This window comes from Rahnella sp. BIGb0236 (genome assembly GCF_004364755.1).
GTDB lineage: Bacteria > Pseudomonadota > Gammaproteobacteria > Enterobacterales > Enterobacteriaceae > Rahnella > Rahnella victoriana.
This window is the reverse complement of record NZ_SOAO01000011.1, coordinates 23,370-37,352: the sequence shown is the minus strand read 5'-3', so window position 1 is coordinate 37,352 and position 13,983 is coordinate 23,370. Positions and strand designations below refer to the sequence as shown.

The window sequence follows — 13,983 nt, the reverse complement described above, 5'->3', positions numbered from 1 at the left end:
TGCGGTTACGCCCGCCGGTACATCCGGCGGGGATGGCCGATCTTGCCGTAGAGCATTTCTACCCGCAAATCCCCTTTCTGCACACAATGCTCGAGATAACGGCGTGCCGTCGTTTTACTCAGCTTCGTTTCACTGACCACTTCATCCACCGAATAACAGCGTGGTTCTCCCTGTAAGAAGATGCCTTCCACCAGATTCAGCGTGTTTTCTTCAATGCCTTTGTTTCCCGCTTTCGGCGTGAAATCTTTTGCCTGAAGCTGATACAGGCTGTCTACGTTCTGCTGATCCACCACTTTCCATGCCCGCTGGGTCTGGCTGAACTGAATAAAGCGATCCAGCGATTGCTGGAGGCGGTTCCATGACACCGGTTTAAGAATGTAATCAAAAGCACCACAGCGGATCGCCTGACTACAGGTGTGCATATCACTGGCCGCCGTAATGAAAATGACCGAGCAGTGAGCCTTCTTAAACAGATCGTGTTCAATCAGCGAAATCCCCTGTCCGTCCGGCAGATAATTATCCAGCAGTAATAACTGTGGACGCTTTTCTTCGATCAGCGCCTTTGCTTCCCGCAATGTGGACGCGACGCCGACCAGCCGCAGCCAGCGGTGATTATCAATAAGCTCGGCATACAGCCGGGCCAGCTGGTTTTCATCTTCCACAATCATTACGTCAATCATTTCGGCTTGCATCATTTACTCTCTTCAAATTCCGTGACGTTGTCCGGGATAAAGACCGAAAACACCGCGCCGGTCGGCGGGTTATCCGAAACTTCAATAAAGCCACCCGCGTGGCTGACATAGCTGGCCACCAGATGCAGCCCCAGCCCGTGATCGCCCTGCGACTTGGAGGTCACGCCCAGCGTGAAAATCTGTTCCCGCCGCTCCTGTGCGATTCCGATGCCATGGTCAGCGACTTCAATCACCAGCTCACTCGCGCCGGAAGCGATATAGACCTCAACCGGCCCCGCATCATGACCCCGCAACAATGTGGCTTCGATGGCGTTATCCAGCAGGTTGCCGATAATCGACATCAGCTCGGTTTCACTGAGTGCTACAGGCAACCGGGTTAACTCACAGGCCGGGTCAAAAGCCAGTTCAACGCCTTTTTCCCGCGCACGGGCGTATTTACCGAGCAACAGTCCGCACAGCCTTGGCGAGCAAAAGCGTGCCGAGACGAAATCCAGTAACTCCTGCGCCCCTTCTGACTGCGCTTCGATGTAGCGGATCGCCTCGTCATAGCGTCCCATGTGCAGCAACCCCGCCAGCGTCGCCGTCCAGTTAAGTTGCTCATGGCGCATGACGCGCAGGTTATCGGCATAACGCTGCACCTGACTGAGCTGAATACTGAGCCGGTCAATGTCGCTGCAATCGCGGAAGGTAATCACCCAGCCCTGCAGCTCATTTTCCAACATAATCCGTACACGGCTGGCGATCACCGTCAGGCTGTTGAACAGGCAGATCTCATCGTGGATGTCTTTTTCCAGCATCACCTGCGGGTCAAAGAAACTGACCGGTGCGATGACCTGCTGAAGTGGCAGGCCGCGCAGTTCACGGGATGGTGCATCCAGACCGAGCAATTTTTTAGCCGCCTGATTGATCACCGCAACACGAAACTGATCGTCAATGGCGATCACCCCTTCGTAGATCGATTCCATCAGGGCTTTTTGCTGTCTCACCAGCAGGCCGATTTCGCGTGGCTCCAGCGAGAACATCTGTTTTTTGATTGAGCGCGAAAAAAACCATGAGAAGGTGAACAGCGCCAGTAACAGCATGGCGGCCGCCAGCAGAATGCTGATCACTTTCTCAAGCGTCAGATTATTAATGTGGCTGGTGAGATAACCGACAGACACGATGCCGATCACCTGACCTTCAGCATTACGGATCGGCGCTTTACTGCGCAGCGACAGCCCGATACCGCCCAGCCGGATGGTAGTCGTGCTTTTACCCGCCAGCACTTCTTCGTTATCACCGCCGACCAGCGTGGTACCGACCCGGTCGGCATAAATGGAATGAAACAGATGCATTGCCTTGCCGTCACCAATGACCATATAACTGGCGTCGCTGCGGGCAGAGATATTCCTCATCAAACTATTAATTTCCGTAATATCCTTATTTTCCACTGCCGAGATTAAAGAGGGAATAAGTGCAATTTCTTCCGCCTGAACTTTTGCACGAATTCCCATATCTTCATATAACTGCCGCTGAATATCCTGATAGTAATAAACCCCCACAATGGAAAACAGCGCCATAAATAACACCATGAGATAAAGAAAAAGCTTTATCTGAAAAGAAGGCCGGAAACGCATCTGAACACTCATTATTAGGCAGTGATATTAATAAACCCTGTGTGCACTTTATCATCCGGCAGTATTTCCGTCAGAAGGAACACTGAAAGTTGCGAGATGTGCCGCAGAACAATCGCAGGCACAGCAAGCGATTTCGCAGGCACAACAAAATCCACAACAGCTTTTTCACCATAAATTAACAGTAATATTATAATTACAAATAACACCATAAAAACCACGGTAAAATAATTTCACGCCGACGTCTGAAATCAATTAAAACCATTAAAACCTTTCACTCCTTTAAAATACCGTTTCTAATTTGCGGCACCTCACATAATAGCGGCAATTATCTCTCTTACACTCCCTGCACAAATTGACACAGGGGATTCATCATGAGTACAACCGACGACACCTATTCTGTTCCCGCGGCCTCTTCCTCCGCAAAACAGCTCTCATTAAAAGAAAAATGGTGGCACATTCTCGATACCTGGAAAATTGGCATTATTCCGTTACCGCTGTTTGCCATGGCGGGATTGCTGATTGCCATTGACTGTCTCGACGGCAAACTGCCCAGCGATATCGTGGTGATGGTCGCCACGCTGGCGTTCTTCGGCTTCGCCTGCGGCGAGTTCGGCAAGCGTCTGCCGTTCATCGGCAAAATGGGGGCGGCGGCGATTTGCGCCACTTTCATTCCTTCCGCGCTGGTCTATTACGGCCTGCTGCCCGATGTAGTGGTCGAGTCCACCACCAAGTTCTATAAAAGCACCAACATTCTGTATCTGTACATCTGCTGCATTATCGTCGGCAGCATCATGAGTATGGATCGCAAGGTGCTGATTCAGGGCTTCATGCGCATCTTCTTCCCGATGCTGTGCGGTGAAGTGATCGGCATGTTAACCGGGATGGGCGTGGGTCTGGCGCTGGGCATGGAACCCTTCCAGATTTTCTTCTTCCTGATCCTGCCTATCATGGCGGGCGGCGTAGGCGAAGGGGCCATTCCGTTGTCCATCGGCTATGCGACATTACTGCATATGGATCAGGGCGTGGCACTGGGTCGCATTCTGCCTATTGTGATGCTGGGCGGTCTGACGGCTATCGTGATCTCAGGCTCACTGAATCAACTCGGTAAACGCTATCCGCACCTGACCGGTGAAGGCCAGCTGATGCCGTCCTCCAAAAACGCCACCGCAGACAGCAGCAAGCTGAGCGGTACCGGCGGTAAAACCGATGTCACCACCATCGCTGCCGGTGCGCTGCTGGCCGTGCTGCTGTACATGGTCGGCATGCTGTTGCACAAACTGATTGGCCTGCCTGCACCGGTCGGCATGTTGTTCGCGGCTGTCGCCCTGAAACTGGCGCATGGCGTTTCTCCGCGCCTGCTCGAAGGTTCTCAGGTGGTTTACAAATTCTTCCAGACCTCAGTGACCTACCCGATCCTGTTCGCCGTCGGTGTGGCTATCACCCCGTGGAATGAACTGGTTGCCGCGTTCACCCTTTCTAATCTGCTGGTCATTGTCAGCACCGTCGGCGCGCTGGTGGCCACCGGCTTCTTCGTCGGTAAGAAAATCGGCATGCACCCGATTGATGTCGCCATCGTCTCCTGCTGCCAGAGCGGTCAGGGCGGAACCGGTGACGTGGCGATTCTGACGGCGGGCAACCGTATGTCGCTGATGCCGTTTGCCCAGATCGCCACCCGTATCGGCGGTGCGATCAACGTCTCGGTTGCACTGCTGGTTCTCGGCAACTTCCTTGCCTGACGCCGTGTTCAACCCTTTTTAAAATTCAGGACATTTTTATGAAACTGGCAAGTTATCTCTATAAGGGGCGCAAGTCCTACGGTATCGCAACGGAGCACGGCATGATCGACCTGGGTCGTCATCTCGGACAGCTTTACCCGGATCTGAAAGCCCTGCTGGCGGGGAACGGGCTGGCACATGCTCAGGAACTGGCTACCCTGCCCGTCGATCTCGATTTCAGTGATCTGACGTTTCTGCCGGTGATTCAGAATCCGGAAAAAATCCTCTGCGTCGGCATGAACTATGCCGAAAAACGCAAAGAGTTTGACCAGCATAATCCGGCACCAACCTTGTTCGTGCGCTTTGCCGACTCGCAAACCGGCCACGGTTCTCCCGTCATCAAACCGAGCCGGTCTGTGGAGTTTGATTACGAGGGGGAACTGGCGGTGATCATCGGTTCGGCCGGGGAAAATATCTCACGCGAAGATGCCCTGTCGCATGTCGCCGGATACAGTTGCTACATGGACGGTTCCGCCCGTGACTGGCAGCACACCTGGTTTACCGCCGGTAAAAACTGGCGTCAGACCGGCGCATTCGGGCCGTGGATGACCACCGCCGATGAAATCCCGGATCCGCACTCGCTGGCGATCCGTACGTGGCTTAACGGCAACATGGTGCAGGAAGACAACACCCGCAGCATGATCCACAAAGTCGCTGAACTGATTGAATACATCAGCACCTTTACCACGCTGCATGCCGGTGACGTGATCATCACCGGCTCTCCGGGGGGCGTGGGGAAAAAACGCGTGCCACCGCTGTTTATGAAGCCCGGCGACCGCATCGAAGTGGAAATCGAAAAGATCGGCCATCTGAGCAATGTGATTGTCGCCGCAGACATGAAGATTGCCACCGACCGTCAGCTGAGCCCGGCTTATGTTCAGTCGTAATACGCCCGACTTTCACGTCATCTCTGTCAGCCAGCCGCCGCAAGGCATGCTGGAGGATATCCGCGCCCTGCTGCAACAAAGTCAGCTGGGCATGGATGACGATATTGAGCAGTTTGTGGTGGCCTGTTCAGGCCACCAGCTGGTCGGATGCGCCGGACTGGTGAGCAACACCATCAAATGTGTGGCCGTCGCCGCCGACTGGCGCGGTGAAAATCTCAGCGCCAGACTGCTCGGCGAAGTGGAAAATCTGGCGGTCTCCGGCGGACATTTCCATCTGTTTCTCTACACCCGCCCCGCCAATCTTGAGCGTTTTCGCGGCTGCGGGTTTTATCCGCTGGTGCAGTGGGATCAGGTGGCGGTGCTGATGGAAAACACGCCGGTAGGCATCAGCCATTATTGCCGTGGGTTGCAACGCCATTATCACCGCGGCCAGCGTATCGGCGCGGTAGTGATGAATGCCAATCCGTTTACGCTTGGTCACCGTTATCTGGCTGAACAGGCGGCGGCGACCTGCGACTGGCTGCATGTGTTTGTGGTCAGTGAAGACGTGTCGTATTTCCCGTTTCAGGAACGGCTGGAGATGGTGCGTCAGGGGGTCGCAGACCTTCCCAATGTGACGGTGCATGCCGGTTCGGAATATCTGATTTCCCGCGCGACTTTCCCCGGTTATTTCCTCAAGGACGCCGGACTGGTCAATCAGGCCTGGAGCGTGATGGATCTGCTGATTTTCCGTCAGTACATCGCCCCGGCGCTGGGGATTACCCATCGTTTTGTCGGCAGCGAGCCTTTCTGCCCGGTCACGCATCAGTACAACTGCGATATGCATGACTGGCTGGAAACCCCTTCCCGCTCGGCGTCGCCGCCCCTGAGTGTGACCGAGTTACCGCGAAAACGTCACGCCAGCGGCAGGGCCATTTCCGCCTCTGAGGTGCGTGCATTACTCAAAACACAGCAACTGGCACGGATCCGCGACATCGTTCCGCCCGGTACCTATGCGCATCTCGAACAACATTATTTCGCCAGTGCACCCGCTGAAACCGCACACGGCGACGAACGTATTATTTCACCCTCACTTTGTTAACAGCAGGAAAAACCAATGAAAATTGTGAAGGAGGCGCTGGCAGGCACGGTTGAATCCAGCGATTTGCTGGTCAAAATCGCCCCGGCCAGTGAGCTGAATGTGGTGATCAACAGCGAAGTCATCAAACAGTTTGGTGATCAGATCCGAAGCGTGGTCAGCGAGACACTCGCCGCCCTCGGCGTGACCGAAGGCTTACTGATTATCGAAGATAAAGGCGCGCTCGATTGTGTGATCCGCGCCAGGGTACAAAGTGCGGTGCTGCGCGCGGCACAGGCTGAAGAGATTAACTGGGAGACGTTACGATGAAAAAACTGCGCCGCAGCATGCTGTTCCTGCCGGGAGCCAGCGCCGCCATGTTGTCCACTGCGTTTATTTATCGTCCGGACTCCATCATGTTCGATCTGGAAGATGCCGTTTCGCTGCGTGAAAAAGACACCGCACGCATTCTGGTTTTCCATGCCCTTCAGCATCCGATGTATCGCGATATCGAAACCGTTGTCCGCATCAACCAGCTCAGCACCCCCTTTGGCCTTAAAGATCTGGAGGCTGTGGTACGTGCCGGGGTGGATGTGGTGCGCTTACCCAAAACCGATACGCCGGACGATATTTTTGAACTGGAAGCACATATCGAACGCATCGAGAAAGACTGCGGTCGTGAACCCGGTTCGACCAAAATCATGGCGGCGATCGAATCGGCCATTGGCGTGATTAACGCCGTGGCGATCGCCCGCTGTTCACCGCGTCTGATCGGCATCGCGCTGGCGGCTTTCGACTACGTGATGGACATGCAAACTGAGCGCGGCGACGGCACCGAGCTGTTTTATGCCCGCTGTGCCGTGCTGCATGCCGCCCGCGCTGCCGGTATCGATGCCTTCGATGTGGTTTATTCCGACATCAACGACGAGGCCGGTTTCCTGCGGGAAGTCGAGCTGATCCGCAAAATGGGCTTCAACGGCAAATCCCTGATCAACCCGCGCCAGATTGAGCTGCTGCATAACGCTTATGCGCCAACACAGGAAGAGGTGGATTACGCGCACCGCGTGATTGCTGCCGCTGAAGAAGGTGAGCGTAACGGTCTGGGCGTGATTTCGCTGAACGGCAAGATGATCGATGGCCCGATCATCAATCATGCACAGGTGGTACTTGAACGCGCCAGCGCGTCAGGCGTGCGCCGCTAGCCCTCAATTTTGCACAGGAAGATCTTTATCATGAGTCATTTAACTGAAACTTTGCACAGCCATTATCCGCAACTCCGGCACCTTGTGCCGTTTGACGGCGCCCACCGCACGACGCCTTATCTTTCCGATCCGGATGCCCGTCTGCACCGTAAATTGTGTGATTCGCTGGAACAGGCGATTGCCCGCAGCGGCCTGAAAGACGGCATGACCATTTCCTTCCATCACGCTTTTCGCGAAGGCGATCAGGTGATCAATCACGTCGTGGCGACACTGGCGAACCTTGGCTTTAAAAATCTCACGCTGGCGTCCAGCTCGCTGATGACCTGCAACGAGGCGCTGATCGAACATATCCGCCATGGCGTCATCACCCGTATTTATACCTCCGGCATGCGCGGCAAACTGGCCGATGCCATCTCGCACGGGCTGATGGAAGAACCGGTACAAATTCACTCCCACGGCGGACGGGTCAAGTTGCTGCAGGACGGCGAACTGAACATTGATGTCGCGTTTCTCGGCGTGCCGTGCAGCGATGAATTCGGCAACGCCAACGGCACGCACGGTAAATCCTGTTGTGGTTCGCTGGGTTACGCGATGGTTGATGCACAGTTTGCCAACACCGTGGTGCTGCTGACGGAAGAACTGGTGCCCTTCCCTAACATGCCCGCCAGTCTGGTGCAGGATCAGGTGGATTACATCGTAAAAGTCGATCAGGTCGGCGATCCGGCAAAAATCAGCGTCGGCGCGGCGCGTGTCACCAGTAATCCGCGCGAGCTGATGATTGCCCGTACGGCAGCGGAAGTCATCGAATACTCAGGCTATTTCAAACCGGGCTTTTCGATGCAGACCGGTTCCGGCGCGGCGGCGACGGCCTGTACCCGTTTCATGGAAGAAAAAATGGAACGCAACCAGATCACCGCCCGTTTTGCCCTCGGCGGCATCACCGGCAGTCTGGTGGATTTGCATGAAAAAGGTCTGATCGACACCCTGCTGGATACGCAATGTTTCGACGGGCAAGCGGCGGCCTCGCTCAGCCGTAACCCGCGGCACATCGAGATTTCCACCAATGTGTACGCCAATCCGGGCGCGAAAGCGGCGAGTTGTGATCAGCTGGATATCGTTATCCTGAGCGCACTGGAAATCGACACCGGTTTTAACGTCAACGTGATCACCGGCTCCGACGGCGTAATGCGTGGCGCCTCCGGCGGACATTGCGACGTTGCCAGCGCCGCCAACCTGACCATCGTGGTCGCGCCGTTACTGCGCAGCCGGATCCCGACGGTGGTGCGTCGTGTCACAACCCGCGTGACGCCGGGGGAAAGCATCGACGTGCTGGTGACCGACCACGGCATCGCCGTGAATCCGGCACGTCCGGAAATCCGTCAGCGGCTGGAAGAGGCGGGGATGAAAATCATGGACATTGAAACCCTGTACCAGCGGGCAATTTCCCTGACCGGCGAGCCGAAACCGATTGAATTCACCGACCGTATCGTGGGGGTGATCCGCTATCGCGACGGCAGCGTGATCGACGTGGTTCATCAGGTAAAAGAGGACGCATAATGACCATCATGACGCCTGCTCAGGCAGGCGTCAGCCTGGAGGATTTGCTGGCAGCAAAGGAACTGCGTGCACAGCGGCAAACCGACTGGCTGACACAATTCTCACAGCCGCTGATCTCCCTCACGCTGGTCACGCCGGGGCCGGTGAAAGATTCCGTGAGCTACCGTCAGGTAATGCGCGAGGCGCTGCAACGCGCCGACGTGATGTTACTGCAACACGGCTGGCCGGTGCTGAAAGATCAGGTTTTCTGGCTACCTTCGGGAGCGGAAGCGTTCTGGTGTGTGGCACATCCGGCAGCGGAAGTGAAAGCAGCGACCGTCGCGCTGGAGCAATCTCATGCGCTCGGGCGTTTATGGGATTTCGATGTGATTTGTCCGCAGGCAGGCGTGACAGGGCGACGCTCACTCGACCTTGCCAGCCGCCGCTGTCTGGTCTGCCACGGCCCTGCCCATGCCTGCGCCCGTTCGCGTCATCACCCGCTGGATCAGGTGATCTCAAAAGTGGAGGCGCTGATCGATGGCTGGCACCGCGCTCACTGAATCACTTTCCCCCCCGTCCGTCGCCACGCTGGCGGCAGACGCCCTGCGCAGTGAAGTCTGGCTGACGCCCAAACCGGGGCTGGTGGACAGCGCCAATAACGGCTCGCACGATGACATGGATTTGCCGTTGTTTCTGCGCAGCATCGACGCCATAGCACCGTGGTTGTATCAGTTTCAGGCGCAGGGACAGCAGGATTTTTTGCAGCCTGCACCGGCGATGCTGATGCGTATCCGCCCCGCCGGTCTGGCCTGTGAACAGGCGATGTTCGGCGCAACACAGGGGATTAATGCCCACAAAGGCGGTATTTTCTCTCTGGGGTTGTTGTGTACGGCGGCAGGCAGGCTCAGCGCAGGCCACCGTCCGCTGACCCGTCAGGGTTTATGCGCAGAAGTGGCCGCCATGACACAAGGTCTGGTCGAACGGGAATTACAACATTGCCGTCAGCCCGCCACGGCCGGTGAACGCCTGTTTCAGGCTCACGGCATGACCGGCGCACGCGGCGAAGTGGAGAGCGGTTTCCTTACCCTGCGCCGTCACGTATTTCCGCACTGGTACAGCGAAACCCATCCTGAACGCCGCAGCCTGAACGCCCTTCTGCGCCTGATGGCATATAACCCGGATACCAATCTGGTGGCGCGCGGCGGGCTGAGCGGATTACATTTCGTGCAGGATTATGCCCGCCGGTTACTGACATCGGGCTGGCAGAAAGAGGATTTACAGCAGATGGATCAGGCGCTGATTGCCCGACATCTCAGCCCCGGCGGCAGTGCTGATTTACTGGCGGTGGCGACGGTATTAATGGCTTTCCCGCAATGAGCACCGCGTCTGACATCACCCTGATGCTGGTTCCCGGACTGCGCGACAGCGAAGCCGGGCACTGGCAAAGCCGCTGGCATGAGCAACGCCCTCACTGGCTGCGCATCCGCCAGCGCGACTGGTCACAGGGCGATCTTGAAGGCTGGATAGACGCTATTGACCGCGAAAGAAAACTCACCCCCGCCCCGCTGTTGCTGATCGGCCACAGTTTTGGCGCGCTCGCCAGTCTGGTGTGGGCAAACCGCCACCCGCAACACTGCGCCGGGGTGATGCTGGTCGCGCCTGCGGAACCCCTGCGTTTCGGGCTGGAGGACGACATTTTGCCTGTGCCGCTTGCCGTACCGGGGCTGCTGGTGGCAAGTCACACCGATCCGTTGCTGTCTTTCGGCCGGGCAAGGTTTTGGGCACAGGCATGGGGCTGCGAGCTGGCCGATATCGGCGAAGCCGGACACATCAATGTCGAGTCGGGGTTTGGCGAATGGCCGTGGGGGCTGGCAAAACTGGAGCAGTTTGCCGCCGGACTGACGGCAAACGTGTCGACATAACGACAGGAAACGCACTCAGTATGGCGTTACTCAACAATACGGGAATGCATTGCCTGCGGAGGCTGAGACTTCTGGCAACAGAGGAAAATCATCATCAGCAGCGGGATCCACCCCAGCGCAATGCCCAGCGTGATTTTCATCCAGACATACGTTTCCGGTGAAGCGTATTCCATCAGAATCGAATTTAGCAGGCGCGAGACCACGCCGGCCAGATAGACACAGCCAAACCACCAGCCGGAACGGTTGATGTCATGCATGCGCCGGACACCCACCGCCAGCAGCGGCAATGCCGTCGCCAGGGCAAACAGGGTGTAAGCCACGCCAGCGTAAAAGATGCTGTGAGGATCCCCCGCCAGCGCGAACAGGAAGGACACGCCCATGGTCAGCAAAATAATGATCAGCAAGTTGCCCAGTGCAAATGTCCAGAACTCCTTGCGCGTCGCCCGACCATTAAAATCCACATACCTTTTCCAGCCCTGCAAATAACACTGCCATACCGTCATCTCATCACGTCCTTTTACCGGTTAATCAGTTTTATAACGTTAATTTTCAATTCGTAATCAAACAGAGCGTTTTCTTAATGCCCCCGCAACTGCTTCGCCAGAATATCAAGCTGGTCGGCAATCTGATTCAGATCTTTATCCTGTTGCCCCGGCGCGCGCGTCGAGTTACGCACCACCAGTTGCGCCGGCAGAATTTTCGACGATGTCGCCTCAGGGCTTTCGGCCAGGAGATGTTCAACCGCCTCTTTGCTCTGCAAATCGAGATCCAGCGAGACGGTGGTCAGCGCCGGATGGAAGAAGGCACTGTCGTAGGTGTCATCGTAACCAATGATCGACACCTGCTGCGGGATGGCGACGTTATGCTGATGCAGCGCACTGATCACGCCCAGCGCCATCTGGTCATTCCCCACCAGCATGGCGGTGAATTGCGGCGTCTCCCGCAAAATCTGCAACGCGCTGTAATACCCGCTTTTTGCACTCCAGTCACCGTGGATCACCGTCACCGGACGGATGTCTTTCTCCGCCAGTGTTTCCTGCCAGCTTTTCAGACGCAGACGGGATGACACGGAATCCTCCGGCCCCGCCAGCAAGGCGAATTCGCGATGCCCTAAATCATGCAGATATTCCACGCTGGCGCGTGATCCATCGGCCGGATTGAAGCACACGTTGAACACCGGGCTGGTGGGATCGACATCGAGGAACAGACACAAAATGTCGCGGTTATTTTCGTAAATCCGCTCTGCCTCTGCACTTTCAAGCGGAATGTTGATGATCACCCGTTCCACACGCTGTGATTTCAGCTCGTTGATGGAGTCCTGAATGCTCTGATTCACGTCTTCATCAATCATGGAGATCAGCACCTGATACCCGGCCTGATGGGCGTATTTCTTCACGGAAGCGGCAATTTGCGACGGCGCATGTAACGCCAGCGAGGTGGTCACCAGTCCGAGGGTGAAGCTTTGTTTTCCAACCAGTTGTTGCGCCAGCCGGTTCGGCACATAACGCAATACTTCTATCGCCTGCTCGACCTTGCGGCGGGTGGCGTCTGAGACATTGGCCGACTTATTCAATACCCGCGAAACCGTCTGATAAGAGACACCGGCATAGCGGGCAACATCTTCTAATGTCGAACTTTTTGATTTCATTCTTTCCCCAGTCTGCGGCCCGTGATTTTGCTTCGTTTCATGATAATCGAGCCAACGTACGGGATCTCATTTAAAAGTTCAATCTGGAGAGCCGGTCATTGCATAAGTTATACGTTAACATTGCATATAATCGTGATTTGCATCACCACCGCATTAACAAAAACGTCATAATTACCAGACATATCTCACAATTCCGAATGTGTAAAATTGATCATTATTGTTTCTGGGTATCTTATAGATTCCGTAAATGTGAACGTCATACAATCATAAGGAAAAAGAATGAAACACAACTTACGCACTCTGGCTGTGGCGGTTTCACTCGCCATTACGGCAGGCCCGGCAGTGGCAAACGATATTGATTTTCATGGGTATCTGCGTTCCGGGCTTGGCGTTTCCGGCAGCGGCAGTCTGGAGCAATTCCAGAAAAACAAAGTCGGTCGTCTGGGCAACGAAGATGACACCTACGGTGAAATCGAACTGGGCAGCGAAGTCTATAAGAAAGACGATGTGAGTTTTTATGTCGACTCGATGGTCAGCATGGTATCCGACGGTTCCAATGATGATGAAAACACCGTTAACGACGATGCCCAGTTCGGTCTGCGTCAGCTGAATCTGCAAATTAAAGGGCTGGTGCCGTGGGATAAAGATGCGGTGATCTGGGGCGGTAAACGTTATTACCAGCGCCACGATTTACACATCATTGATACCAAATACTGGAACATTTCCGGTGCCGGTGCCGGTGTTGAAAACCTGAAACTGGGCGATGGCGCGCTGTCCGTGGCCTGGATCCGTGGCGATGCCAATGACGTGGATTACCGCGTGGATGGCGATAGCGACGTCAACATCAACTACATCGACGTACGTTATGCCGGGATCAAACCGTGGAACGGTGCATGGATGGAAGTCGGTGCCGACTACGCCATGCCAAACCTGACGCACGATCAGAAAGACTACGGCGGTCTGTACGATGCGGATAACGGCGTGATGCTGACCGGCGAAATCAGTCAGGATATGTGGGGCGGTTACAACAAACTGGTGTTGCAGTACGCCAACAAGGGTCTGGCGCAGAACATGATTTCGCAGGGCGGCGGCTGGTACGATATGTGGAACTACACCAATGACGCCACCGGTTATCGCGGTATCATCACCGGCCTGATCCCGATCACCAGCAAGTTCAGCCTGAACCACGTGCTGACTTACGGTCACGCGGAAAACATCACCGATTATACCGATACCACGGAACTGGTTTCTCTGGTGGGCCGTGCGCAATACCAGTGGACAGATTATGTCCGCACCATCGGTGAAGTCGGTACGTTCTATCAGAAAGACGATTACAAGAACGGTTCCAACTATAAGCAAGGCGGTCAGAAATATACACTGGCGATGGGTCTGGCGGCCGGTCCTGAGTTTATGTCACGCCCTGAACTGCGCGTGTTCGCTTCATATCTGAATGATTCAGAGCATGGCGATACCTTTGAAGATCACACCAAATCTGATACGTGGAACTTTGGGGTTCAGGTCGAAGCCTGGTGGTAAATTTCCTTCATTCTTGAAGCTGTTGCTGCCTTGCTGCAACTCCAATGACTTTGAAAAAAACAGGTGTTAGTTATTAGAGAAATATCCTCATTGTAATAAAGCGACAGACAAA

14 protein-coding genes are annotated in these 13,983 nt (G+C 55.3%); 10 read left to right on the top strand and 4 right to left on the bottom strand.

The window, feature by feature from the left end:
- Positions 1 to 5: 5 nt before the first annotated feature.
- Both EDF78_RS19210 and EDF78_RS19205 read right to left on the bottom strand, forming a co-directional pair.
- Entirely contained in the window at positions 6 to 692 is a 687-nt protein-coding gene (locus tag EDF78_RS19210; protein WP_166654478.1) for a response regulator, read from the bottom strand.
- Positions 692 to 2,308, bottom strand: a complete 1,617-nt coding sequence (locus EDF78_RS19205) for a sensor histidine kinase (protein ID WP_095925159.1) — start codon at positions 2,306 to 2,308, stop codon at positions 692 to 694. Before EDF78_RS19205 ends, EDF78_RS19210 begins: the two co-directional genes overlap by 1 nt.
- 371 nt (positions 2,309 to 2,679) lie before the next feature.
- On the opposite strand from EDF78_RS19205, the gene EDF78_RS19200 reads away from it, so the two are divergent.
- The 9 genes from EDF78_RS19200 to EDF78_RS19160 are packed head-to-tail and all read left to right on the top strand — an operon-like array spanning position 2,680 to position 10,687.
- Positions 2,680 to 4,044 (top strand): 2-hydroxycarboxylate transporter family protein, encoded by a 1,365-nt coding sequence (locus EDF78_RS19200; protein ID WP_133823686.1) that lies wholly within the window; start codon positions 2,680 to 2,682, stop codon positions 4,042 to 4,044.
- Between the two features lie 38 nt (positions 4,045 to 4,082).
- Positions 4,083 to 4,970, top strand: a complete 888-nt coding sequence (locus EDF78_RS19195) for a fumarylacetoacetate hydrolase family protein (RefSeq protein WP_131693214.1) — start codon at positions 4,083 to 4,085, stop codon at positions 4,968 to 4,970.
- Positions 4,957 to 6,051, top strand: coding sequence for a [citrate (pro-3S)-lyase] ligase (citC, locus tag EDF78_RS19190; RefSeq protein ID WP_133823685.1), 1,095 nt, complete (start codon positions 4,957 to 4,959; stop codon positions 6,049 to 6,051). The genes EDF78_RS19195 and citC overlap by 14 nt, the downstream gene beginning before the upstream one ends.
- Before the next feature lie 15 nt (positions 6,052 to 6,066).
- Positions 6,067 to 6,357: a citrate lyase acyl carrier protein gene (gene citD / locus EDF78_RS19185; RefSeq protein ID WP_015696741.1), complete on the top strand. Its 291-nt coding sequence runs from the start codon at positions 6,067 to 6,069 to the stop codon at positions 6,355 to 6,357.
- Positions 6,354 to 7,229: a citrate (pro-3S)-lyase subunit beta gene (gene citE / locus EDF78_RS19180; protein ID WP_133823684.1), complete on the top strand. Its 876-nt coding sequence runs from the start codon at positions 6,354 to 6,356 to the stop codon at positions 7,227 to 7,229. The genes citD and citE overlap by 4 nt, the downstream gene beginning before the upstream one ends.
- A 30-nt stretch (positions 7,230 to 7,259) precedes the next feature.
- Positions 7,260 to 8,786 (top strand): citrate lyase subunit alpha, encoded by a 1,527-nt coding sequence (gene citF, locus EDF78_RS19175; protein WP_131693216.1) that lies wholly within the window; start codon positions 7,260 to 7,262, stop codon positions 8,784 to 8,786.
- Positions 8,786 to 9,325, top strand: coding sequence for a citrate lyase holo-[acyl-carrier protein] synthase (gene citX, locus EDF78_RS19170; protein WP_133823683.1), 540 nt, complete (start codon positions 8,786 to 8,788; stop codon positions 9,323 to 9,325). Before citF ends, citX begins: the two co-directional genes overlap by 1 nt.
- Positions 9,303 to 10,142 carry a triphosphoribosyl-dephospho-CoA synthase CitG gene (gene citG, locus EDF78_RS19165; protein WP_133823682.1) on the top strand — a complete coding sequence of 280 codons (840 nt, stop codon included), beginning with the start codon at positions 9,303 to 9,305 and terminating at the stop codon, positions 10,140 to 10,142. Before citX ends, citG begins: the two co-directional genes overlap by 23 nt.
- Positions 10,139 to 10,687, top strand: a complete 549-nt coding sequence (locus tag EDF78_RS19160; protein ID WP_133823681.1) for an alpha/beta hydrolase — start codon at positions 10,139 to 10,141, stop codon at positions 10,685 to 10,687. Before citG ends, EDF78_RS19160 begins: the two co-directional genes overlap by 4 nt.
- Positions 10,688 to 10,713: 26 nt before the next feature.
- Here the strand turns inward: EDF78_RS19160 and EDF78_RS19155 are convergent, their stop codons facing one another.
- Both EDF78_RS19155 and EDF78_RS19150 read right to left on the bottom strand, forming a co-directional pair.
- Positions 10,714 to 11,190: a DUF805 domain-containing protein gene (locus EDF78_RS19155; protein WP_133823680.1), complete on the bottom strand. Its 477-nt coding sequence runs from the start codon at positions 11,188 to 11,190 to the stop codon at positions 10,714 to 10,716.
- A gap of 74 nt (positions 11,191 to 11,264) precedes the next feature.
- Positions 11,265 to 12,335, bottom strand: a complete 1,071-nt coding sequence (locus EDF78_RS19150) for a LacI family DNA-binding transcriptional regulator (protein ID WP_095922457.1) — start codon at positions 12,333 to 12,335, stop codon at positions 11,265 to 11,267.
- Positions 12,336 to 12,614: 279 nt separating this feature from the next.
- On the opposite strand from EDF78_RS19150, the gene EDF78_RS19145 reads away from it, so the two are divergent.
- Positions 12,615 to 13,871, top strand: coding sequence for a maltoporin (locus EDF78_RS19145; RefSeq protein WP_133823679.1), 1,257 nt, complete (start codon positions 12,615 to 12,617; stop codon positions 13,869 to 13,871).
- The last annotated feature ends 112 nt before the right edge of the window (positions 13,872 to 13,983 follow it).